Below are 21,201 nucleotides of genomic sequence, written 5' to 3'. Positions count from 1 at the left end.
TCGAACGCATGGAACAGCCGGTTCTCGCCTGCCCGCTCTGCCACTGCACCGAGTTCGAGCGCGAGGAGTCCCGCCAGGACAGCCGGTGGGGCTTCACCAGCCACCGCATGACCCTGATGATCTGCCGTCGTTGCCGGTACGTCCTGCACTTCTACGACAGCCACAGCATCTTCGACTTCGACTAAGCGATCACCGCCTCCCGGCTTTCCGTCGCGCGGGTCGCGTGGGCTTCCGCCTCCCGGGTCGCGTGGGCTTCCACCTCGCGGGTCGCGTGGGCTTCCGCGTCCCGAGTCGCGTGGGCTTCCACCTCGCGGGCTTCGGCTGCGCGAGCCGCGCCGGCTTTCGCCGGGCGCGCTTCCGCGTCGAGGTCGATAATGCGGTCGACCCGGTCGAGGCCCTCGGTGCGGTGGGTCAGCAGCAGCACCGTGCGGCCCGCCGACGCCTCCAGAAGGTCGGCCATCAGAGCTTCGGCGAGCTCTTCGTCGAGACCCTCGGTCGGCTCGTCGAGGATGAGAAGCTCGGGCTCCGCCAGCAACGCGCGCGCGGTGGCCAGCCGCCGCGCCTGACCGCCCGACATCGTGGTGCCGCCGGTGCCGAGCCAGGTGTCCAGCGTGAACCACCCGTCCAGCCGCACCCGTCGGAGCACCCCTTCCAACTCGGCGTCGGAAGCGGCCGGGCGAGCCAGGCGCAGGTTCTCCCGCACGGTCGATGCGAAGATGTGCCCGGTCTCGTCACCGACCAGCACGATGCGCCCGCGGATCTCGTGCTCGGGAAACGCGCGCAGATCCCGCCCGCCTGCGGTGATGCTGCCCGACCGAGGATCGAGCAGACGTGCCAGGACAGCGCCGAGCGTCGACTTGCCCGACCCCGACCGGCCCAGCACGGCGACGCGGCCCCCGGCCGGAAGGTCGAGGTCGAAATCGCGCAGCACCGGCTCGCGGCCGGCGTCCCAGCCGGCGTCGAGGCCCCGGATCGCCAGGGAACCAAGGGGCGCGGGTGCGTCGGGTGCGAGTGCGGCCGGCGCCGGTTCGGCGGGCCTGTCTGTGTCGGTCGGCGTGGGTGGGTCGGTAGGCGTGGCGGCGGCTGCCGAGGTGAACGTGACGGGCGTCGGGCCCGACGTGAGGGCGGCCAGGCGGGCGGCGGCCCCGGCTTCGCGGCGGCGGGCGGTCGCGGCGTCGGGGAGGGTCAGGACGGTCTCGCCCAAGGCGACCACGGCCAGGAGGACGACGGCTGTCCACTCGGGGGTCAGGGTGGCGGCGTGGGTGAGGGCATAGGCGGTGCCGGTCACGGCCAGGCCCCAACCCAGGTGGGCGAGGGCGGTCGCGCGGCCGGCCCAGGCGGCGGATCGGGTCTCCAGGCGGGCCAGGGCGCGGCTGCGGGACTCCGGGATCCGGCCGTCGGTCAGCTCCTCGATGCCGTCCACGGTCTCGACCATGGCGTCGCGCAGGCGGGTGCGGGCGTCGGCCGTGTCGGCGTCCTCGCGGGAGGCCTGATGGGCGGCCAGGGCGGGTGCGACGATGGCGGCCACGATCAGCCCGGCGACCAGGGGCAAGGCGACCGCCGGCGCCAGAGCGGCGACGGCGAGCGCGGCCACGGCCAGGGTCACGGCCGCGGTCAGGGCCGGGAGACGGCCCCGGAGCAGGCCGTCCACGCGGGCGTCCACGTCGTCGACCACGCGCGCGAGCAGGTCGCCGCGGCGGCGCAGGTGCGGGCCGGGGGTGCGGGGGATCAGCGCGGCGTAGACCCGGGAACGACGCGCCCCCAGGCGGGCGAAGGCGATGTCGTGCGAGACCAGCCGTTCGACGTAGCGGAGCAGCGGTCGGGCCACCGCGCTTCCCCGGACCAGCACCACGGCGGTCGAGAGCGTGAGGACCGGCGGCATGGTCGCGGCCCGCACGAGCAGCCAGGCGGCGGCGCCGGTGAGGAGCAGGCCGGCCAGGGAGGAACCGCTGCCCAGCGCGATCGCCACCGGCCAGGGCCAGGCGCGTTTCGCGGCGGCGGCCGGATGCGGCTGGTCCGGCGTGCGCGCAACCAGAAGTGAGGCAGAGCTCGGGGAAGAGCCCGGGGACGAGGCGGGCGCGACGCCGGACGTCAGAGTGACCGTGCGGTCGGCCGCTTCGAGCAGGGCGGGGCGGTGGGCCACCACGAGGACGGCCGAACCGGCCGCGGCCGTCTCGCGCAGGCGGGTGATGACCAGCCGTTCGGTGCCGGGGTCGAGGTGGGCGGTGGGTTCGTCCAGCAGGAGGGTCGCGGGGGACGCGGCCGCGCGGTGGAGGAGGGCGGCGAGGGCGAGGCGGTGCCGCTGGCCGGCCGAGATGCCGGTGCCGTGCTCGCCGAGCGGGGTCTGCGGGGACAGATCGAGGCCGACGGCGGCGAGGGCGGTCGCGGCGGCCTCCGGCGCGGGGAACAGGTCGGCGACCGTGCGGGCGTGCGGCAGCGTGGGACGCTGCGGCAGGTAGAGGGGCTCGGCCACGCAGAAGGTGCCGGCCTCGGCGGGGTGCAGGCCGGCCAGGACGCGCAGGGCGGTCGTCTTGCCGGCGCCCGAGGGGCCGCGGAGGGCGACGATCTCGCCGGGCGCCACGGAGAGGGCGGGCAGCGAGAGAGCGTCGACGGCGGCGCCGGCATAGCGGGCGCGCAGGCCGGTCGCCGACAAACCCGCAGGCACGGTCGCCGTCGTGCCATCCACCGGGGGGCCGAGTGGCGGAGCGCCCTGACGGCGGTGAGCGGTGACGGCGGCGGTGGAAGAGCCGGCGGTGGCGGAGTGGGTGGTGGGTGCGTCGGCGGTGAGGATTTCGTCTACGTCGGCGATGGCGGCGGTCGCGTCGGTGGCGGCGTGGTAGCGGGCCGCCATCTCGCGCAGCGGGCGGTAGGCCTCGGGGGCCAGCAGGATCACCAGCAGGGCGGGCGCCAGCGGCAGGTGGCCGGCGGCTACGCGGAGGCCGGCCTCGACGGCGATCAGGCCGACCGAGAGGGTGCCCACCAGGTCGAGGGCGGTGGAGGAGAGGAAGGCGACGCGCAGGACGCGGAGGGTGGCGCCGCGGTGCTGGTCGGTGAGGGCGGCGATGGTGGCGGTCTGGCGTTCGGCGCGGCCGAAGACGCGCAGGGTGGGCAGGCCGCGGACCACGTCGAGGAAGTGGCCGGCCAGCCGGGCGTCGGCCTGCCAGCGGCGCCGGGCCTGGGCCTGGGTGGCCCAGCCGATCAGCGCGCCGAGCAGCGGGATCAGCGGGAGGGTGGCGAGCGTGATCAGCGCCGAGGCTGGGTCGACGACGGCCATGCCGATGACGACGAGCGGGGGCAGGGTCACGCCCAGCACCACGGACGGCAGGTAGCCGGCGAACCACGGGCGCAACGCGTCGAGCCCGCTGGTGAGGACGGTGGTGAGGCGGCCCGCGCCGAAGCCGGCCACCCAGGCGGGGCCGCGGCGCGGGAGGGCGGCGAGCATCCGGCGGCGCAGCTCGTCGGTCACCCGGGCGGCGGTGGTCACGGCCACCCGCTGCTCGGCCCACGACGCGGCGGCGCGGACGAGGTAGGCCGAGGCGAGCAGGCCCAGGGCCCACCCGTGCGGCGCGGCGATCAGAAACGTCAGGGCGATCGCGACGAGCACGGTCGACGCGGCCTGGAGGAACCCCAGCACGGCGAGGACTGCCACACCCCGGCGGGCGGAGCGAGCATGCCGCAGGAGACGGGGGTCGACCGGACCGCGAGCGCGCTGAGCGCAGGCGGCGCCGGAAGGGCGGGCGGCGGGGTGGGGGAGGGCGGTCATGAGGGGACCCGCTCGCTGGCGACGCGCCGGCGGAAGACGACGTAGGAGTACGCCTGGTAGGCCAGGACGCCGGGCAGGATGACCAGGCCGAACCCGGTGAGGAGCGTCAGGGCCTGCGGGGTGGCGGCCGCCGCGGACATGGTCAGGGACCAGGCCGGGGAGATCGTGCTCGGCAGCACGACCGAGCCGTGGGCGGTGAGGACGGCGACCACCGCGCCGGCGACGGCGGTGGCGGTGGCGGCGAACGCGAGGGCCTCGCGGCCGTTGCGGGCCAGGATGCCGGCGGCCAGCGACAGGGCGGCGGCGGCCAGCACCACGCGGGATCCGGTGCCGACGCCGACGATCAGCAGGACGGCCGCGCCGCCGGTGCCCAGCCACCGGGCGAGGGTGCGGGCCCGGCGGCGGACCGGGCCGCTCGTGCGCAGGCTGAGGAAGGTCGCGCCGAGCAGCACCGCGGCGAAGAGTGCGGCCAGCGCGCCGGCGCCGGCTTCCCAGGTGAGTACGGGCGACAGGCTGCGCCCGAGCCCGCGACCGGTGACCGAGCCGTCCGGCCCCAGCGCCAGCCCCCGCACGAAGACCGACAGCAGCGCGCCCCACAGCAGCACGATCCCGGCCGAGCTCGCGGTCAGGGCCGCGTCGCAGCGCCGCCGCCAGCGGGACCCGTCGCCCTTGCCGCGGAACTCGAGCGCCACCCCGCGCACGGCCAGCAGCAGCAACAGCGCGACCATCGGCAGGTAGAGCCCCGAGAGCAGCGCCGCGTACCACGCCGGGAACGCCGCGAACGTGACCCCGATGGCGGCGACCAGCCAGACCTCGTTGCCGTCCCAGAACGGGCCGATCGTGCGGACGACCGCGCCCCGCTCGTGGTCGTCGCGGCCGAGCACCGGACCGAGCAGGCCGACCCCGAAGTCGAATCCCTCGAGGACGAAGAAGAGAACCCACGCGACGACGACGATCGCGAACCAGAAGGTGACCATCAGCAGATCCCTCAGTAGACGGGCGCGAGCTCGGGCGACTTGTCCGAGGCGGCGACGGGGTGCAGGGGCTGGCGGGCGAGGTGGCGGATCAGCCGGAGCCAGACCATCGCCAGCACGCCGTAGACGAGCGTGAAGCCGGTCAGCGACGCGACGACCTCGGCGCTGGTCAGGCCGGGCGAGATGCCGTCGGCCACCTTCGAGATGCCGAAGGCGATCCACGGCTGGCGGGCGGTCTCGGTGAAGATCCAGCCGAGCGTGTTGGCCGCGGTCGGAAGCAGCGGGATCAACGGCAACCAGCGCAGGAGCCAGGCCGGGGCGGAACGGCCCTTCCTCGTACGCCACAGGTAGAACGCGGCGACGGCGGCCGCCAGCATGCCCACGCCGATCATCAGCCGGAAGCTCCAGAACGCTACCGGGATCATCGGGACGTACGAGCCGGGACCGTACTGAGCCGCGTACTGCGCCTGGAGATCGTCGATGCCCTGCACGGTCGCGCCCGGCGAGCCCTTGGCCAGGATCGACAGCAGCCACGGGATGTCGACGGAGAACGACGGCAGCGGCTTGCCGATCGTGAAGACGGAGAAGGGGGCGCCCTCGGTGGTCTGGTAGAGCGCCTCGGCCGCGGCCATCTTCATCGGCTGCACCGAGGTGATGACCTTGCCGAGGTGGTCGCCGGTGAGCGCGGTGGCGGCGCCGCCGGCCAGCGTCACCCAGGCGCCGAGGCGGGCCAGGACCCGCATCGCCGGCTCGTGCGCCATCCGCCACACCGCGATGGCCAGCACCAGAGCGCCGCCGACCATGGCCGCCCCCGACAACGTGTGCGGGAACGCGGCCAGGTTGACCTTGTTGAGCAGCAACTCGGTGAAGGAGGTGAGCCGCGCCCGCCCGGTGACGGGGTCGATCGCGTACGCCACCGGGTTCTGCATGAAGCTGTTGCCGGCCAGGATGATGAACGCGGACAGGATCGTGCCGAGCGAGACGATCACGATCGTCGCCGCATGCGCGAGGCGCGGCAGCCGATCCCACCCGAAATACCAGAGCGCCAGGAACGTCGCCTCGAGGAAGAACGCGAGCATCCCCTCGATCGCGAGCGTCGGGCCGAACACGTCGCCGTAGAACTTCGCGAACGCGCTCCACGCCATGCCGAACTGGAACTCCTGCACCAGGCCGGTGACCACGCCGACCGCGAACGTGACGATCAGCAGCTTCCCGACGAATTTCGTGAGGTCGCGAAACTTGTCGTCGCCGGTGCGCAGCCAGGTGATCTCCAGGCCGGCCGCGATCGCCGCCAGGCTGATCGACAGCGGCACGAAAAAGTAGTGATAGATCGTCACGACCGCGAACTGCAGCCGGGTCAGGTCGAGCACGTCCATCGGGTCCCCCGTCAACAACGAATACGACGTCGCGTAGTAGATACTACGCCTCGTAGTACGACGTTGTGCAGTAGACTTTGGTCCATGGCGCTGGGAGACCTGGAACGTGTGGTCATGAACGTGTTGTGGGACGCGGGTGAGCCGCTCACCGTGCGCCAGGTCCACGAGTCGATCGGGCCCGAGCGCGACCTCGCCTACACGACGGTGATGACGGTGCTGCACCGCCTGGCCAAGAAACGGGTGGTGACGGAGCAGAAAGCGGACCGCGCCTATCGGTACGCCACCACGCAGTCCCGCGAGGAGATGACGGCCTCGGTCATGCTCGACGCGCTCAGCGCCAGCGCCGACCAGGACGCGGCGCTCGCCTACTTCGTCGGGCAGCTGCCGCCGGAGGCTCTGAAGGCCGCCCTCGAGGCCGTCGCCAAGAACGAGCGGTGACCGCCCTGCTGCTCGGCGCCCTCGGGCTGACCCTGTCGCTCGTCGTGCCGGGCGTCCTCGCCGCCGCCCGGTGGCCCGACCGCGCGCCGGCCGCGGCCGTGCTGCTCTGGCAGGCGATCACCTTGACCGCGGTGCTCTCCGCGCTCGGCGTGGTGCTGGCCGGCCCCGAAGAACTGGCCCGCGCGGCCGGCGCCGGGCGGCCGGTCACCGCCGCGGCCCTGGTCGGCGCCCTCGCCGTCGCGGCCACGATCGTGCTGCGGCTGCTCTGGTCCCTCTACGGTGTCACCCGGCGCTCCCGCGAGCGCCGCGCCCGGCACCGGCTGCTGGTCGACCTGCTCGACCGGGCCGAGCAGCGCCAGGAGCTCGACGACGACAACGTGCGGGTGCTCCAGGGCAACCTGCCGCTCGCCTACTGCGTGCCCGGCCGGGAGGCGCGCGTGGTGCTCAGCGACGGCGCGCTCCGGCTGCTCGGCCGGTCCGAGGTCGAGGCCGTCCTCGCCCACGAGCAGACCCACCTGCGGCACCGCCATGAGGTGGTGATGGAGTCGTTCACCGCGTTCTATCGCGCCGTCCCGGCGCCGTTGCGCAGCCGGGCGCCGCTGAACGCCGTACATCTGCTGCTGGAGATGGTGGCCGACGATGCCGCACGCCGCCGCACCGGGTCCGCGCCGCTGCGCGGCGCCCTGGAACGCCTGACCGGCGCTGTCCCTCTGTCGGAGGATGTCGCGCCCGGAACGGACGCCCGGGACCGCCGCCTCGCCCGCCTGGCCGCGCCGCCGAGGTCCTCGATCGCCCTCACCGCGACCGTCGCGCTCGGCGCCCTGGCCCTGCTGGTATTACCGACCGTGATCCTGGTGCTCCCGTGGCTCGACCGCGCCCTGGAAGCCTGGCCGTTGTAGTCACTGTCCGTAGCCCCTGCTGTGCAAGCAGTTTCCTGGTCGTGGCAGCTTCAGTTAACGACTTGATCGGGAGTACGGTGGTCCCCGGTTCGGCAGCCCCCCATCGTCCATCCGGCCGATCTGACGGACCACCGCCTAATCGTCCATGGCGACGAACCGGGGACCCGAGTAGTCGGGGTGAAGCCGCGATCCCTTGCGGCCGGGCGCGCTTCCCGCCCGAACCCGTCAGCTAACCCGGTCGGCGGCTTGATGGAAGAAGGGATAACGCACCTACGTGAAACGGATTGGGGCGCGCCGCGCCGCAGTTCTGCGCAGCCTCGCCTGCGCTGTCGCAGCGGTCGGGATCGTCTTCACCGGCCCGTCCGTAGCGCAAGCGACACCCTCGCCGGCCAGCGTCGAGGCCCAGATCGACAAGCAGTGGAACGAACTCGAGCCGGTCATCGAGCAGTACAACGACGTGCACGGCAAGCTGCTCAAGAACCAGGCTCAGCTGAAGAAGCTCACGACCCAGCTCACTCCGCTCCAGATCCAGGTGGATGTCGCCCTGTCCCAGGTGCGGGGGATGGCCGTCGACGCGTACAAGCAGGGTGCGCCCAACGCGTTCAACGCCATGATCATGAGTGGGTCGCCCACCGGCCTGACCGACAAGCTGACCTACCTCGATCAGCTTGCTCGGCACCAGCAGGACCAGATCGCCGGCGTCGCCAAGCTGCGCGACAAGTACGCCGGCATGAAGTCCGACCTGGACGTGCTGACCAAGTCGATCGCGGCGCGCGACAGCCAGCTCGCGCAGCAGAAGGCCGCGATCCAGAAGAAGATCGACTCGCTCCAGAAGCTGCGGCTCGCGGCGTACGGCGCGGCCGGCGAGTCCGACGGCCCGTTCAAGACCGGGCCGTGCCCCGTCACCTACAGCCAGGACAAGGGCGGCCGTGCGGCGCAGCGAGCCTGCGACCTCGTCGGCAAGCCCTACGTCTTCGGCTCCGAGGGCCCGAACAGCTACGACTGCTCGGGTCTGACGAAGGCGGCGTGGGCCAGCGTCGGCGTCTTCCTCGACCACTACACGAAGGACCAGTGGGGCGAGGGCAAGGCGGTGTCGCGGGACGAGTTGCAACCGGGTGACCTGGTCTTCTTCTATCCGGGCAGCCTCCATCACGTCGCCATCTACATAGGTGGCGGCAAGGTGGTGCACGCCCCGCACACGGGTGACCATGTGCGGATGGCGGTGCTCGACAAGGTGGGACCGATCGCCGGTTTCCGGCGTCCGGGCTGAGAGTTCGCGCAGAAAGGGGCCGCCCGCGGGCGGCCCCTTTCCGTGTGCGGTCAGCCCTCGACGCGGTGCGCCGCCCAGAACGAGGTGAGGCTGGTCGAGCCGGCGGCGGCCTGCGCCGCGGCCTTGAAGTCGGCCACCGTCGAGACCCCGTACCAGTGCGACGCCGCGTACGACTTGAGCAGGTTTGCCATCGCCGTCGTGCCGATCAGCCGGCGCAGGTCGTGCAGCGTGCACTTGCCGTAGCCGTAGACCACGGTGCTGTAGCGGCTCGGGTGCGCGTCCCAGTAAGCCATCGAGTTGGTCAGCTTCTCGGCGCTCGACTGCCAGGTGATCCCGCAGCCGCTGCCGGTCTTGTTGAAGTACAGATCGGTGGCGTAGTCGGTGAAGCCCTCGTCGAGCCACGGCGTCGTGTACTCGTCGTCGCCGACGATCCCGTAGAACCACTGGTGGGCGAGCTCGTGCGCCAGCGCCGTCGAGCTGATGACGTCGAGCACGAAGCCCGGGTACTCCATACCGCCGAACCAGTAGCCGTTGTCCAGCACCACGTCGGCCTCGCCGTAGGGGTAGGCGCCGAAGCGGGACGAGTGCGCGTCGAGGGCGGACCTGGCCGTGCTCAGCATCGAGTTGGCGCTCGACGTGCTGATCGAGCTCACCGAGTAGACGTTCACCGCGACGCCGCCCGCCGTGGTTCCGGAGATCTTGCGGAACGGCCCGGCGGCCCAGGCGAACTCGCGCACCTTCTTCCCGGTGGCGGTGGTGACCGTACGCCCACTGCTGCCGGCCCGGTCGACCGAGGTGCCGGTCGCGGGCACCGAGATCGTGCTCGGGTGATCGAGCGCGACGGTGTAGTCCGAGGCGAGCGCGTAGAAGGACTCCCCGTTGTTCGTGTACGGGTCCAGATGCCAGCCCGCCGCGTCGCGCACGGCCAGCACCGGGATCGCGTTGCCGATGAAGTAGTAGCTGCCGTCGTGGCCGAACCGGTCGATCCCGTCGGTCACCGTGATCGACAGGTCGAAGCCGACGCTGCCGGTCGCGCCCTGGGCCAGCGGCGCGGGCAGCGTGATCTTCAGCGCCGTGCAGGCGACCTCGAGCGCGCCCGGGGTGCCGCCGGTGACGTTGGTGACCTTGATCGGCAGGCTCGTGCAGGTGCCGTGGGCGTTGTCCCACAGACGCAGGTAGACCTCGGTCAGCGGGACCGCCGAGGCGTTGGAGAAGGTCACGCTCTCGTGGCCGGTCCACACGCCGCCGGTGCCGTTGCTGGTCAGGTTGATGGTGTAGGCCGGGGTCGCCGGCGTACGGGTCGCGTCGGTGGCCGCCGCGCGGGCCGGGGTGGCCGGCACGGCGATGGTCGCGGTCAGGGCGAGCAAGGCGGGGAGCACTCGTCTCATCATTCGACGAGAATGAATGCCGTCCTACTCCTTGGGCAACGGGGGAATCCCTTGCCTCAGGTGGTGGTCCAGGAGCTTGACGAGCGTCGAGAGCAGCTGGCCGCGCTCGGCCTCGGTCAGCGGCGCCAGCAGCCTCTCCTGCACGTCGTGCGCCCGCTTGGTCAGCTCGGCGGCACGCAGGCGGCCGGGCCGGGTGAGCGTGATGACATTCCGCCGGCGGTCGGCCGGGTCGGGCTCGCGGGCGACATAGCCCTCGCGCTGCAGCTCGTTGAGCGCGGCGACCATGTCGCTCAGGTGGATGCCGGTGCGCCGGCCGAGGTCGGCCTGGCTCGCCGGACCCTCCTCGAGCAGCGAGTTGAGCAGGCGGTAGTGGTAGCCGCGGGCGCCGACCTCGGCGAAGCCGTCGTGAACCAGGCGACCGGCGTGCGCCGCGGTCTGGGTCAGCAGCCAGCTCGGCAGTTGCTCCATATGCCAACTTTAACATTACGTTTACCTACCTAACGTTTGCCATCTGAATGTTCGTGGGCCTAACGTTAGCCGCATGAACGAATTCGCGCTACACGTTCCGCAGGCCGACCTCGACGATCTCCACGACCGGCTCGCCCGCACCCGATGGCCCGACGAGCTGCCCGATGCCGGCTGGGACTACGGCATACCGCTCGACCGCGTGCGGCAGCTCACGACGGCCTGGGCCACGTTCGACTGGCGGGCGCACGAGGCGGCGCTCAACGCGTACGGGCCGAGGGTCGAAACGATCGACGGCGAGCGGGTGTGGTTCCTGCACGTCCGGTCGGCCGATCCGGCGGCGATCCCACTGATCCTCACGCACGGCTGGCCGGGCTCGGTCGCCGAGTTCCTCGAGCTGATCCCGCTGCTCATGCCCCGCTTCCACCTGGTGGTCCCGGCGATTCCGGGCTACGGCTTCTCGGGGCCGACGCGCTCGCGCGGCTGGGGGCAGGAGCGGGTGGCCCGGGCGTGGGCCACCCTGATGGAGCGTCTGGGCTACGAGCGATACGGCGCGCAGGGCGGCGACTGGGGATCCGGCATCTCCCGGCTGCTGGCCGCGGTCGCGCCGGAACACGTCATCGGGGTGCACGTCAACTTCATGCCGACCGGTGGCGCCTACGACGGGCCGCTGAGCGAGGTCGACGCCGCCCGGCTGGCGAAGACCCGGCAGCTGGCCGGCAACCGGCATCCGCATCAGGTGCTGTTCGCGGCGGCGCCACAGACCATCGCGTACGCGCTCAACGACTCCCCGGCCGGGCAGCTCGCCTTCATCGCGGAGAAGTTCCAGCAGTGGGCCGATCCGGCCCACCCGATCGCCGACGAGGTCGTGCTGGCCGACGTCATGCACTACTGGCTGACCGGCACCGCGGGCTCCTCGTCGCGCCTGGTCAAGGAGACCGGCCTGGGCGGCGGGCCGATCCCGTGCCCGGCGCCGCTGGGGGTGGCGGTCCTGCCGCACGACATCGTCCAGCCGGTCCGTCCCCTGGTCGAGCAGCGTCACGACATCAGGCAGTGGACCGAGTTCCCGTCCGGCGGGCATTTCGCCGCGCTGGAGGTGCCCGATCTGCTGGCGGCCGACATCACCTCCTTCTTCGAGGCGGTGGGGGCGCGGGCATAATTCGGTGTCATGAGCGACTCGCCGCTGATCGACAGCCTGACCGCGGCCGTGCAGGCCCGGCCCGACGACCTGCCGCTCCGGCTGCACCTGGCCGAGCTGCTGGTCGACGCGGGGCGGGGGCCGGAGGCGATCGGCCACGCCGCGCAGGTGCTGGCCCGCGAGCCCGGCAACGCGACCGCTCAGCGGCTGATGACCTCCGCGCTCGGCAACGCCGCGCCCGCGACACCCGAGCCGGCGCCGGGGCCGGCCCCGGCGCCGCAACCGTCGTCCAAGGGCGACCAGAGCGTCGACTGGGCGGCCCTCGAGGAAGACCTCGGCGACATCGTGCCGCCGCGGTTCGCCAAGGCCGACGACGAGCCCGACCCGGTGCGCGGGCACGCCGACCGCACGTTCGACATCGAGACCTCGACCGTCACGCTGGCCGACGTCGGCGGCATGCAGGAGGTGAAGAAGCGGCTCGAGGTCTCCTTCCTCGGGCCGCTGCGCAACCCCAAGCTGCGCACGCTGTTCGGCAAGAGCCTGCGCGGCGGCCTGCTGCTCTACGGCCCGCCCGGCTGCGGCAAGACGTTCCTGGCCCGGGCCGTCGCCGGCGAGATGGGCGCGGCGTTCATCTCGTTGTCGATCACCGACGTGCTCAACATGTGGGTCGGCTCGTCCGAGCGCAACCTGCACGACCTGTTCCAGTCCGCCCGCGGGCACGCGCCGTGCGTGCTGTTCCTGGACGAGATCGACGCGCTCGGCCACAAGCGCAGCCAGCTCAACTCGTCCTCGATGCGCACGGTGGTCAACCAGCTGCTCACCGAGCTCGACGGCGTCGACGGCAACAACGACGGCGTCTTCGTGCTGGCCGCGACCAACGCGCCGTGGGACATCGACTCGGCTCTGCGGCGCCCGGGCCGGCTCGACCGTACGCTGCTGGTGCTGCCGCCGGACAAGGCGGCCCGCGCCGCGATCCTCGAGTACCACCTGCGCGACCGGCCGGTCGCCGGCATCGATCTCGGCAAGGTCGCCGACGCCACCGAGCACTACTCGGGCGCCGACCTGGCGCACGTCTGCGAGACCGCGGCCGAGTTCGCGATGCGCGACTCGATCGCGACCGGCGAGATCCGCATGATCTCCCAGGCCGACATGCTGGCGGCCGTGCGCGAGGTGCGCCCGTCCACCGACGCCTGGTTCGCCACCGCCCGCAACGTCGCGATGTTCGCCAACGAGTCGGGGGAGTACGACGACCTGGCGGCGTACCTGAAGAAGCGCAAGCTGCGGTGAGCCTTCTCGCGCCGATGAGCTCGTGATGGACGACGAGGCCGAGCAGGCCTTCGCGCGGGCGCAGCGGCTGGCCGAGGTCGGCCGTTACGACGACGCCGAGCGGACGGCCCGGGTCGGGCTGACCGTCGCGCCCGAGCATGGCCCGCTGCTCACGCTGCTGGCTTCCGTGCTGCGCCTGCGCCGCGAATACGTGGCGGCGCTGGCCACCGCCGACGCGGCGGTGGCGGCCGCGCCCCATCTGGCCGACGCGCACGCCGAGCGGGCCGAGAGCCTGATGCTGCTGATCCGGGCCAAGGACGCGGTGGCGGCGGCCGAGGAGGCGGTCCGGCTCGAGCCGCTCGACGCCTCCGGCTACCTGGTGCTGGCCCGCGCGCTGTCCCGGGACAACCAGGTCGCGCGGGCCCGGGACGCGGCGGCGCACGGGTTGTCGCTACGGCCGCGCTCGGTCGAGGGGCTGCTCACGGTGGCCGACGTCGAGCGGGACGCGGGCAACCGGGAGGCGGCGACGGCCTCGGCCCGCGCGGCGCTCGAGCTCGACCCCGGCAACGCGTACGGCCGCTGGCTGCTCGCCATGCTCGACGCCGAGCGGCTCAAGGTCCGCCGGTCGATGCGCGGGCTTCGGGACGTGGCCCGCGACCACCCGGCCCGGGCCGACCTGATCTCGCTGACCTGGCCGATCCGGGGCGTGCTGAGCGGCCTGCGGCGGGGCCTGGCGGTGGGTGCGCTGATCGTCGGCGCGCTGCTGGTCGCGGGACACTGGTGGTCGTACGCGACGACGTTCGCCCGGGTGCTCTCCGGCGTGCTGGCCGCGGTGCTGGCCGGCTTCGGCGCGCGGGTGCTGCTGCCGGCCGGCCGGCTGCCGTGGCGGTGCCTGCCGCTGCTCCCGCCGATGATGCGCCGCGCCAACTACGGCGGCCTCGCGATCATGGCGGCGGCGATCGTGCTGCTGGTGCTGCACGCGGCCACCGGGTGGTGGATCGCGGTGGTGGCGGCACTGGTGGCGGCGGTCGCGCTGTGGTTGCTGGGCTTCCTCGAGATGCTGGGGGCGGGGCTCGACGATCCGGGGTTCCGGCAGGCGTTCCGCGACATCGGCGCCGAGTTCCGCGACTGGTGGGTGACCGCGAAGAAGGATCTGCGGGAGGCCTGGACCGACCCGCCCGCGAAGGGTTGAGGCCGGCCGAGCCCCGCGAGGGTTGGGCCGGCCGCCGCCCGATCCCGGCAAAGATCGGGCGGCGGGGCCCCGCAAGCCACCCCCCACCCGAATGGGGTGGGGCCACCCTATGGCAGACCTACGACAACATCATTCGGTTATCCACAGGGAGGACCGGCTCTCAGCAGTTGCGCAACTCCGGGGACTGGTTGAGCAACTGCCCGCGCGGCGAGACGAACGCCTGGTAGCGCTCGCTGCCCACGGCGCCGAACGAGAACGCGGCCACCCGGTGGCAGTTCTGGAACGCGAGCTTCGCGCCGAAGTGGCGCTCCAGGCCACCCCGGATCGCGTCCGACGCGAGCGCCCGCAGCAGCTGGCCTCGTTCGGCCTCGGTGGGCGGCGGCACCTCGTGGTCGGCGAACTCGCCGCCCTCGGCCTTCAGGGACGTCATGACCTTGCTGACGACCTCCCACGCGTACGGCAGGGACTCGCGCACGCAGGCCACGAACTCGGTGTCCGTGACATCGCCGCGCTCGGCGACGGCGAGCAGGTCGGGGGAGACGTTGAGCGACATGGTCCAGGGTTCCTTTCGATCACCAACAACGGGCGGGTCCCATCTTGTTGGAAACGATTCCCATTAGCAAGTAGGCGTCACCCGTTCGGTAACCTGCCCCCATGACGGATCTCGACTGGCCGGCCTGCCGCAACGCCCGCGACCTCGGCGGCCTCGGCAACGTCCGCCCCGGCGCGCTCTACCGATCGGACGGTCTCTTCCTGCTGACGGCGGCGGGCATCGACGCCGTACGCGCGGCGGGCGTCTCGCTGATCCTGGACCTGCGCCGGCCCAGCGAGTGCGAGCGTGAGCCGAGCCCGTTCGCCGGCGAGCCCGGCTACCGGCACGTGTCGATCCTCGAGGAGGTCGTCACCTATGAGATCCCGCACGACTCGTACGGCCCGATGCTCGATTTCAACAAGCCCCGCATCGCCGACGCGTTCCGCGCCCTGGCCGCCGCCCCGCCCGGCGCCGTGCTCGTCTACTGCCACGGCGGCCGGGACCGCACCGCCGTGGTGGTCGCGCTCGCCCTGGCCGTGGCCGGGGTCCCGCCCGAGCAGATCGTCGCCGACTACGGCCGCAGCCCCGACCGCCTGCCGGGCGCGATGGCGGCCACCCTCGATCACCTGGAGACCGTCTACGGCGGCGCGGAGTCCTACCTGGACCACATCGGCGTGACGCCGGCCGAGGTGCGGGCCGTCCGCCGGAGGCTCACCGGGACCGGCGAGGCAGGGCCGGCGTGAGCAGCGACGTCATCTCGATCATCCCGGCCGACCCGCTGTGGGTGCCGGGCGAGCCGGAGGCGGCCGCGGCCCGCGCGGTGCTGGCGGCCATCTATCCGGGCGCCCGCGCCATCGACGCCACGGTCGACGACGATCCGGTCTTCGTCGACCAGGGTGAGAACTTCGAATCGGTGCACTGCCCGCACTGCGCGGCCCGGATGACGATCGACTGGTGGCACGAGCGGATGGACGAGGCGTGGGCGTCGCGGTGCCGGGTCCTAGACGTGCGGATGCCGTGCTGCGGCCGGGACTCCACGCTCAACGACCTGGACTACCGCTGGCCGGCCGGATTCGCGCGCTTCGTCATGCGGGTGCGCGATCCGCGTCGCCCGGGCACGGGTGATCCGTACGTCATCGACGCGACCCACCTCGACGACGCGGAGCTGAGGTGGGTCGCCGAGGCGCTGGGCCACCGGGTGCGCCAAATAGTCGCTCGTTACTGACCCGCTATTCGGCCTTGGCCGGGGCCAGCCGCGCGTTCCACTTCTCCTCGATGCGCCCGTATCGCCACACCAGCAGGGCCACCGCCCACGTCGCGACGAAGAGGCCGACGATCACGAAGCCCACGTAGTTGAGGTCGAGCCCGCCGATCGCGGCCAGCGGGCCGGTGGTGATGCCGAGCTTGTCGGTGAGGATGGAGACCAGCTCGATGGTGCCGATGATCAGCGCCACGGCGACCGAGAGCCCGGTGATGGTCATGTTGTAGTAGACCTTGCGCACCGGCTTGGCGTTCGCCCACCCGTACGCGAAGTTCATGAAGGCGCCGTCGATGGTGTCGAGCAGGCTCATGCCGGCCGCGAACAGGATCGGGAGCGTCAGGATCGCGTACCAGGGAAGCGCGAACGCCGCCGCGCCGCCGGCCAGCACCAGCAGCGAGATCTCGGTGGCGGTGTCGAAGCCGAGGCCGAAGAGCAGGCCGATCGGGTACATCTGCCACGGCTTGGTGACGGCGCGGGTGGCCCGCGACAGGATCCGGTTCATGAAGCCGCGGTTGTTCAGGTGGGCCTCGAGCTGCTGCTCGTCGAAGGAGCCCTGGCGCATCCGGCGGAAGACCTTGAAGATGCCGACCAGCAGCACGAGGTTGATGATCCCGATGACGTACAGGAAGACGCCCGAGACGCTGACCCCGATCACGCCGGTGATCTGCTGCAGGGTCGACGAGTCGCTCTCCACCTGGCCGGCCAGCGAGCGGACGCCGACGCCGAGCAGCATGCACAGCCCGAAGACGACGCTGGAGTGCCCGAGCGAGAACCAGAAGCCGACCGAGAGCGGCTTGCGCTCGTTGCCGAGCAGCTTGCGGGTGGTGTTGTCGATGGCGGCGATGTGGTCGGCGTCGAAGGCGTGCCGCATGCCGAGCGTGTACGCCGTGACGCCGAGCCCGACGCCGTAGACGCCGGCCGTGCCGATCTCGTAGCGCGCCGGCACGATCACGAAGAACAGCAGGCCCCAGCCGACCACGTGCAGCAGCAGGATGAACGCGCCCATCCCGCCAAGACTCGCCCAGCCGCGCGGACCGACCGCATCGCGTACGCCAGGGCGGGTCAACGTCGTCGTCGCCATGCTTCCCCCTACGCCGTATTAATGCTGTTGCCAATCTATGGCAATAGCCGGGCGAGGGGGAGAGTGGCCCCCCTCACGCTTGATCACACTTCGGAGCGGGGGCCGCGGCGGATGGGTCTCAGCCCTGGCGGCTCCACTGCATCGACAGGCCGGTGACCGCGCGCTCGGTGCGGATCTCGAGCACGGTGCCGAGGATGGTGGCGCGGTCGACGACCAGCGGCGTGTCGTCGAGGCCGTAGGTGATGCGGTCGGAGACGAAGGCGGGCGTGCCGGCGGGATGCCCGAGCAGGTCGGCGGTCACCGCGTCGAGCACACCGGGCCGGACGACCTCCGAGGCGCGATGCACGACCACACCCCGATCGGCCAGCGCCGCGTACAGGGAGGTCCCGCTGAGATCGGTCTCCACAAGATCAACACCACGGACCCAGGACAATTGATGTACGGCCGGACGCCCGGCCAGCAGACGCAGGCGCTCGAGCCGGAGCACGCGATCGGCGTCCGCCCCGCCGAGCCGGGCGGCCACCCAGGCCGGCGGCCGCCGCAGCGCCTGACCGAGGATCTGCGTGCTCACGGTCTGCCCCTGGGCGCGCAGATCCTCGGCGAAGCCCCGGAGCGAGTCGAGCCGATAGGCCGCCCGCGGCTCGGCCACGAACGTGCCGCGCCCCGGTTGCTGCGAGAGGAGGCCGTCGTCCTCCAGCTGCCGGAGAGCCTGCCGGAGCGTCGCGAGCGTGACCCCGTAGGCGGCGCTGAGCTCCTTCTGCGGCGGCAGCGCCGACCCCGGCGCCAGCTCGCCGCCCCGGATCTTGGCGGCCAGCTCGGCGGCGATGGCTTGATATTTGGGAGTACGCGGCGCGCTCAGCTCTCCTCCTGCGGCCCGGTTCCGGCACGCGAGCCCCAGCGCGACCCGCGTGCCAGACCTTAACCGAGCGCGCCCGGCCGCGAGCCCGCGCACGCCCGGATCCCGATCCGCGTCAACTCAACGCGGCGCGCAACTCGGCCACGTCCCGCCCCAGCTCGGCGGGGGTCGCGCCGTCGAGGACCCGGCGCATCAGGGCCGAGCCGACCACCACGCCGTCGGCCTCGCGGGCCGCGGTGGCGGCCTGGGCCGGGGTCGTGATGCCGAAGCCGACCAGCACCGGCAGGTCGGTCACCCGCTTGGTGCGGGCCGCCAGCCGGGCCGCCGCGGCGTCCACCGCCGATCGCTCGCCGGTGGTGCCCATCAGGCTCACCGCGTAGACGAACCCCCGGCTCCGGGCGCCGATCTCGGCCAGCCGGTCGTCCGGCGTGACCGGCGCCACCAGCAGGGTCAGCGCGATGCCGGCCTCCGCCGCCGCCCGCTCCACCGCCGCCGCCTCGTCCACCGGCAGGTCCGGCACGATCAGTCCGGAGACGCCGGCCCCGGCGAGCCGGCGGCAGAACGCCGCCGGACCGGCGCGGTAGACCAGGTTGGCGTAGGTGAACGCGATCAGCGGCACGCCGATCGCCAGTTCGGCCAGCTCATCGAGGATCGACCCGATCGTCGTACCGCGTGCCAGCGCCCGATCGGACGCCCGCTGCACCGTCGCGCCGTCGAGCATCGGGTCGGAGAACGGCAACCCGACCTCGATCGCGTCCGCCCCGGCCTCGGCGAACGCCCTCAGGTAACCGGTCCAGTCGGCGGTGATGCCGGCCGTCACGTACGGCACGAGCAGCTTGCGGTCCCGGGAGAGCCTCATCGCGCCGCCCCCGCCAGGCTGACCATGTCCTTGTCGCCCCGGCCCGAGACCGTGACCAGGACTGCCGAGCCGGCCGGCAGCTCGGCCGTGCCGGCCGCGCGCAGCACCCAGGCCACCGCGTGCGCCGACTCGAGCGCGCAGATGATGCCCTCGGCCCGGGCCAGCCGGTTGATCGCCGCCACCACCTCGTCGTCGGTGACCGTCTTGTACTCGGCCCGCCCGATCGCGCCGAGATGCGCGTGCTCGGGCCCGATGCCGGGGTAGTCGAGCCCGGCCGCGATCGACTCCGCCTCGGCGACCTGGCCGTCCGCGTCCTGCAGGACCATCGAGCGCGCGCCGTGCACGACCCCGGGCGCCCCGCCGGTCATCGCCGCGCCGCCCGCCGCCTCCACGCCGACCAGCCGGGCCGGCGTGTCGACGAATCCCGCGAACGTCCCGGCCGCGTTGGACCCGCCGCCCACGCACGCCACCACCACGTCGGGCACGCCCGCCGCCTGCGCCCGCGCCTGCGCGTACGCCTCGGCGCCGATCACCCGCTGGAACTCCCGGACCATCCACGGGTACGGGTGCGGGCCGCCGACCGAGCCGAGCAGGAAATGTGCGTTGTCGACGTCGGCCACCCACGCCCGCATCGCCTCGTTGGTGGCGTCCTTGAGCGTCCGGCTGCCGCTGGTCACCGGCACGACCTCGGCGCCCAGCATCTGCATCCGGAAGACGTTGAGACGCTGCCGCTCGATGTCCCGCGAGCCCATGTAGATCGTGGCCGAGAGGCCGAGCAGCGCCGCCGCCGTCGCCGTGGCCACGCCGTGCTGGCCGGCGCCGGTCTCGGCGATCAGCCGGGTGCGTCCCATCCGCCGGGCGAGAAGGGCCTGCCCCAGCACGTTGTTGATCTTGTGGCTGCCGGTGTGGGCCAGGTCCTCGCGCTTGAGCCAGACGTCGACGCCGAGGGCGGCGGAGAGATTGCGGGCGGGGGTGAGCGGCGTCGGGCGACCGGCGTACACCGCGAGAAGCTCGTTCAGGCGAGCGCGGAAGTCCGGGTCGGACCACGCGTCCCGAAAGGAGGCGGCCAGCTCCGCACAGGCCGGGACCAGGGACTCCGGGACGTAGCGCCCGCCGAAGCCGCCGAACCGGCCGGCCGCCGGTTCCGCCATGAGGGTCATCGTAACCTCCAAAAGTTATAGAACTCTCCGCCGCAGTGTTACACAACGCGGCGGAGAGTTCTAGAACTATGAGGCGGTTACTTGGCGGCGGCCTCGTGCAGCCGCTCCGGGGTCACCGCACCGGCGAACACCCGGCCGTCATCGGTCACCAGCACCGTGAACAGGGTGCCCGCGAACTCGTGCCCGCTGCCCCAGGAGCCGCTGACCGCCGGGAGCATGCCGATCAGGCCGTCGAGCTGCTTGGCGTCGGACGAGTCCTTGGCCTTGGGCAGCTTGGCCTGGACGATCGAGGTCCAGCCCTGGCCGGTCACGGTCGGCTCCTCGCCGCCGGCGAACGCCTGCTGGCGCTGCTTCGCGGCCTTCTCCATCTCGGCCTTGTGCTCCTTGGCCAGGCCCTCGGCCGAGCCCTGGCTCACCGTCGTGCCCGGCGGCGGGTTGAACGCGAACTGCTCTGCGTCCGGCACGGCGAAGCTGATCTGCTGGAACGCCACCCGCACGGCCGGGGTGGTCGCGTTCTTCGCGTAGACGTCGACGCGCAGCGGGATGTGGTGCTCGGCGTCGATCGCCAGGCGGACCTGACCGATCAGCGAGCCCGTGTCCTTCGGGGCGAGCACCAGCTCGTACGCGTCCCGGCCGGCCACCCGTGCGGCGCCGGTCGTGCTGACCTTGGTCGTCGGGTCGATCGCGGCCAGGGCCGCGTCGGCCGCCTCCTGCGGCGTCTTCGGCACCTGCCCGGCCAGCGACTCCGGGTGCTTGACGTCGGAGCCGGCCGGGATCGTCAGGTGGTTGGCGCTCTTGGCGGCGCTGTTCCACAGCCAGACGTCGGTCCCGTTGCGGATCACGTCGGTCTCGCCCTGGCTGCCGACCAGCGCGAGCCGCATCTTGCTGTCTCCCGCGTACCAGACGCGGGCGGTGTTGCTCCCGGCCAGCAGGCTGGTCAGGTTGCCGATGTCGGCCTTGCCCGACCCGGCCGCGCCGGCCGAGTTCGCCATGTTGCCGGCCAGGCCCGCGATGGCGGGCAGACCGAGGTCGGCGCTCTCGACGATGGTCCCGGACAAACCGTCGACCTTCGCGTTCTGGATGTCGACGAGCAGCTGAGCCGCGCTGCGATCCGGCAGCGACGGTTTTGCGCTCGCGACGATCGTGCCGGCCGCGGCGCCACCGCCGATGACGACGACCGCAGCGGCCGAGGGTACGAGCCAGCGCAACGCCGGCCTGGACCTGAACACGGACACGATGTCCACCTCCCGTTCTCTGCCACCAGAGTGCGTCGCAGGCGCTGT

20 protein-coding genes and 1 riboswitch are annotated in these 21,201 nt (G+C 72.5%); of the genes, 9 read left to right on the top strand and 11 right to left on the bottom strand.

Annotated features, from left to right (window positions below; translation table 11 throughout):
• Positions 1-8 precede the first annotated feature (8 nt).
• The gene (locus tag ACQP2F_RS30430; RefSeq protein WP_433293362.1) at positions 9-185 is read left to right on the top strand and encodes a hypothetical protein; all 177 of its coding nucleotides are present in this window, start codon (positions 9-11) and stop codon (positions 183-185) included.
• Here ACQP2F_RS30430 and cydC read toward each other — a convergent pair.
• From cydC to ACQP2F_RS30415, 3 genes are read right to left on the bottom strand one after another with little or no spacing between them, the layout of a single operon-like run.
• The gene (gene cydC, locus ACQP2F_RS30425; protein ID WP_433293360.1) at positions 182-3,763 is read right to left on the bottom strand and encodes a thiol reductant ABC exporter subunit CydC; all 3,582 of its coding nucleotides are present in this window, start codon (positions 3,761-3,763) and stop codon (positions 182-184) included. The two genes, ACQP2F_RS30430 and cydC, sit on opposite strands and share 4 nt — an antisense overlap.
• Entirely contained in the window at positions 3,760-4,740 is a 981-nt protein-coding gene (gene cydB, locus ACQP2F_RS30420; protein WP_433293357.1) for a cytochrome d ubiquinol oxidase subunit II, read from the bottom strand. The genes cydC and cydB overlap by 4 nt, the downstream gene beginning before the upstream one ends.
• 11 nt (positions 4,741-4,751) lie before the next feature.
• A complete protein-coding gene (locus tag ACQP2F_RS30415) occupies positions 4,752-6,113 on the bottom strand; it encodes a cytochrome ubiquinol oxidase subunit I (protein ID WP_433307659.1) in 1,362 nt (453 codons plus the stop codon).
• A gap of 84 nt (positions 6,114-6,197) precedes the next feature.
• Here ACQP2F_RS30415 and ACQP2F_RS30410 point away from each other — a divergent pair, with 84 nt between their 5' ends.
• The 3 genes from ACQP2F_RS30410 (at position 6,198) to ACQP2F_RS30400 (ending at position 8,720) form a co-directional block, all read left to right on the top strand.
• Positions 6,198-6,551 (top strand): BlaI/MecI/CopY family transcriptional regulator, encoded by a 354-nt coding sequence (locus ACQP2F_RS30410; RefSeq protein ID WP_433293355.1) that lies wholly within the window; start codon positions 6,198-6,200, stop codon positions 6,549-6,551.
• On the top strand, positions 6,548-7,450 hold the full coding sequence (locus ACQP2F_RS30405; RefSeq protein ID WP_433293352.1) for a M56 family metallopeptidase: 903 nt from the start codon (positions 6,548-6,550) through the stop codon (positions 7,448-7,450). Before ACQP2F_RS30410 ends, ACQP2F_RS30405 begins: the two co-directional genes overlap by 4 nt.
• A gap of 122 nt (positions 7,451-7,572) precedes the next feature.
• Positions 7,573-7,710, top strand: a riboswitch (cyclic di-AMP (ydaO/yuaA leader).
• A gap of 14 nt (positions 7,711-7,724) precedes the next feature.
• A complete protein-coding gene (locus ACQP2F_RS30400) occupies positions 7,725-8,720 on the top strand; it encodes an NlpC/P60 family protein (protein WP_433293349.1) in 996 nt (331 codons plus the stop codon).
• A 50-nt stretch (positions 8,721-8,770) separates the two neighbouring features.
• Here ACQP2F_RS30400 and ACQP2F_RS30395 read toward each other — a convergent pair whose 3' ends face one another.
• Both ACQP2F_RS30395 and ACQP2F_RS30390 read right to left on the bottom strand, forming a co-directional pair.
• Positions 8,771-10,108, bottom strand: coding sequence for a M1 family metallopeptidase (locus tag ACQP2F_RS30395; RefSeq protein ID WP_433293347.1), 1,338 nt, complete (start codon positions 10,106-10,108; stop codon positions 8,771-8,773).
• A gap of 24 nt (positions 10,109-10,132) precedes the next feature.
• Positions 10,133-10,576, bottom strand: coding sequence for a MarR family winged helix-turn-helix transcriptional regulator (locus ACQP2F_RS30390; RefSeq protein WP_433293345.1), 444 nt, complete (start codon positions 10,574-10,576; stop codon positions 10,133-10,135).
• 73 nt (positions 10,577-10,649) lie between these two features.
• Between ACQP2F_RS30390 and ACQP2F_RS30385 the strand changes: the two genes are divergently transcribed.
• The 3 genes from ACQP2F_RS30385 to ACQP2F_RS30375 are packed head-to-tail and all read left to right on the top strand — an operon-like array spanning position 10,650 to position 14,169.
• A complete protein-coding gene (locus ACQP2F_RS30385) occupies positions 10,650-11,732 on the top strand; it encodes an epoxide hydrolase family protein (protein ID WP_433293342.1) in 1,083 nt (360 codons plus the stop codon).
• Positions 11,733-11,741: 9 nt separating this feature from the next.
• Complete coding sequence (locus ACQP2F_RS30380) at positions 11,742-12,998, top strand: AAA family ATPase (protein WP_433293340.1); 1,257 nt, start codon at positions 11,742-11,744, stop codon at positions 12,996-12,998.
• Between the two features lie 25 nt (positions 12,999-13,023).
• A complete protein-coding gene (locus ACQP2F_RS30375) occupies positions 13,024-14,169 on the top strand; it encodes a hypothetical protein (RefSeq protein ID WP_433293338.1) in 1,146 nt (381 codons plus the stop codon).
• Between the two features lie 160 nt (positions 14,170-14,329).
• On the opposite strand, the gene ACQP2F_RS30370 is transcribed toward ACQP2F_RS30375, so the two are convergent.
• Positions 14,330-14,722, bottom strand: a complete 393-nt coding sequence (locus ACQP2F_RS30370) for an SCO5389 family protein (protein WP_433293336.1) — start codon at positions 14,720-14,722, stop codon at positions 14,330-14,332.
• 101 nt (positions 14,723-14,823) lie between these two features.
• On the opposite strand from ACQP2F_RS30370, the gene ACQP2F_RS30365 reads away from it, so the two are divergent.
• A complete protein-coding gene (locus tag ACQP2F_RS30365; protein WP_433293333.1) occupies positions 14,824-15,444 on the top strand; it encodes a tyrosine-protein phosphatase in 621 nt (206 codons plus the stop codon).
• Positions 15,441-15,926: a hypothetical protein gene (locus tag ACQP2F_RS30360; protein ID WP_433293331.1), complete on the top strand. Its 486-nt coding sequence runs from the start codon at positions 15,441-15,443 to the stop codon at positions 15,924-15,926. The genes ACQP2F_RS30365 and ACQP2F_RS30360 overlap by 4 nt, the downstream gene beginning before the upstream one ends.
• 4 nt (positions 15,927-15,930) lie before the next feature.
• Here ACQP2F_RS30360 and ACQP2F_RS30355 read toward each other — a convergent pair whose 3' ends face one another.
• The 5 genes from ACQP2F_RS30355 to ACQP2F_RS30335 form a co-directional block, all read right to left on the bottom strand.
• On the bottom strand, positions 15,931-17,043 hold the full coding sequence (locus ACQP2F_RS30355; RefSeq protein WP_433293328.1) for a HoxN/HupN/NixA family nickel/cobalt transporter: 1,113 nt from the start codon (positions 17,041-17,043) through the stop codon (positions 15,931-15,933).
• 118 nt (positions 17,044-17,161) lie between these two features.
• On the bottom strand, positions 17,162-17,995 hold the full coding sequence (locus tag ACQP2F_RS30350; protein ID WP_433293326.1) for a GntR family transcriptional regulator: 834 nt from the start codon (positions 17,993-17,995) through the stop codon (positions 17,162-17,164).
• 19 nt (positions 17,996-18,014) lie between these two features.
• Entirely contained in the window at positions 18,015-18,758 is a 744-nt protein-coding gene (gene trpA / locus ACQP2F_RS30345; RefSeq protein ID WP_433293324.1) for a tryptophan synthase subunit alpha, read from the bottom strand.
• A complete protein-coding gene (gene trpB / locus ACQP2F_RS30340; RefSeq protein ID WP_433293322.1) occupies positions 18,755-19,918 on the bottom strand; it encodes a tryptophan synthase subunit beta in 1,164 nt (387 codons plus the stop codon). Before trpB ends, trpA begins: the two co-directional genes overlap by 4 nt.
• Before the next feature lie 77 nt (positions 19,919-19,995).
• Positions 19,996-21,153 (bottom strand): LolA family protein, encoded by a 1,158-nt coding sequence (locus ACQP2F_RS30335; protein WP_433293320.1) that lies wholly within the window; start codon positions 21,151-21,153, stop codon positions 19,996-19,998.
• Positions 21,154-21,201 lie beyond the last annotated feature (48 nt).

The organism is Actinoplanes sp. CA-030573, from assembly GCF_050951115.1.
Lineage (GTDB): Bacteria > Actinomycetota > Actinomycetes > Mycobacteriales > Micromonosporaceae > Actinoplanes.
Note: the sequence above shows the minus strand (reverse complement) of the source record. Positions and strands in the feature narration are given on the sequence as shown.

Excerpts from the sequence above, each read along its gene's own strand:
- ACQP2F_RS30430 (WP_433293362.1), top strand. The coding sequence starts at position 9 with ATGGAACAGCCGGTTCTCGCCTGCCCGCTCTGCCACTGCACCGAGTTC.
- cydC (WP_433293360.1), bottom strand. The coding sequence starts at position 3,763 with ATGACCGCCCTCCCCCACCCCGCCGCCCGCCCTTCCGGCGCCGCCTGC.
- cydB (WP_433293357.1), bottom strand. The coding sequence starts at position 4,740 with ATGGTCACCTTCTGGTTCGCGATCGTCGTCGTCGCGTGGGTTCTCTTC.
- ACQP2F_RS30415 (WP_433307659.1), bottom strand. The coding sequence starts at position 6,113 with ATGGACGTGCTCGACCTGACCCGGCTGCAGTTCGCGGTCGTGACGATC.
- ACQP2F_RS30410 (WP_433293355.1), top strand. The coding sequence starts at position 6,198 with ATGGCGCTGGGAGACCTGGAACGTGTGGTCATGAACGTGTTGTGGGAC.
- ACQP2F_RS30395 (WP_433293347.1), bottom strand. The coding sequence starts at position 10,108 with ATGAGACGAGTGCTCCCCGCCTTGCTCGCCCTGACCGCGACCATCGCC.
- ACQP2F_RS30390 (WP_433293345.1), bottom strand. The coding sequence starts at position 10,576 with ATGGAGCAACTGCCGAGCTGGCTGCTGACCCAGACCGCGGCGCACGCC.
- ACQP2F_RS30385 (WP_433293342.1), top strand. The coding sequence starts at position 10,650 with ATGAACGAATTCGCGCTACACGTTCCGCAGGCCGACCTCGACGATCTC.
- ACQP2F_RS30380 (WP_433293340.1), top strand. The coding sequence starts at position 11,742 with ATGAGCGACTCGCCGCTGATCGACAGCCTGACCGCGGCCGTGCAGGCC.
- ACQP2F_RS30375 (WP_433293338.1), top strand. The coding sequence starts at position 13,024 with ATGGACGACGAGGCCGAGCAGGCCTTCGCGCGGGCGCAGCGGCTGGCC.
- ACQP2F_RS30370 (WP_433293336.1), bottom strand. The coding sequence starts at position 14,722 with ATGTCGCTCAACGTCTCCCCCGACCTGCTCGCCGTCGCCGAGCGCGGC.
- ACQP2F_RS30365 (WP_433293333.1), top strand. The coding sequence starts at position 14,824 with ATGACGGATCTCGACTGGCCGGCCTGCCGCAACGCCCGCGACCTCGGC.
- ACQP2F_RS30355 (WP_433293328.1), bottom strand. The coding sequence starts at position 17,043 with ATGGCGACGACGACGTTGACCCGCCCTGGCGTACGCGATGCGGTCGGT.
- trpA (WP_433293324.1), bottom strand. The coding sequence starts at position 18,758 with ATGAGGCTCTCCCGGGACCGCAAGCTGCTCGTGCCGTACGTGACGGCC.
- trpB (WP_433293322.1), bottom strand. The coding sequence starts at position 19,918 with ATGACCCTCATGGCGGAACCGGCGGCCGGCCGGTTCGGCGGCTTCGGC.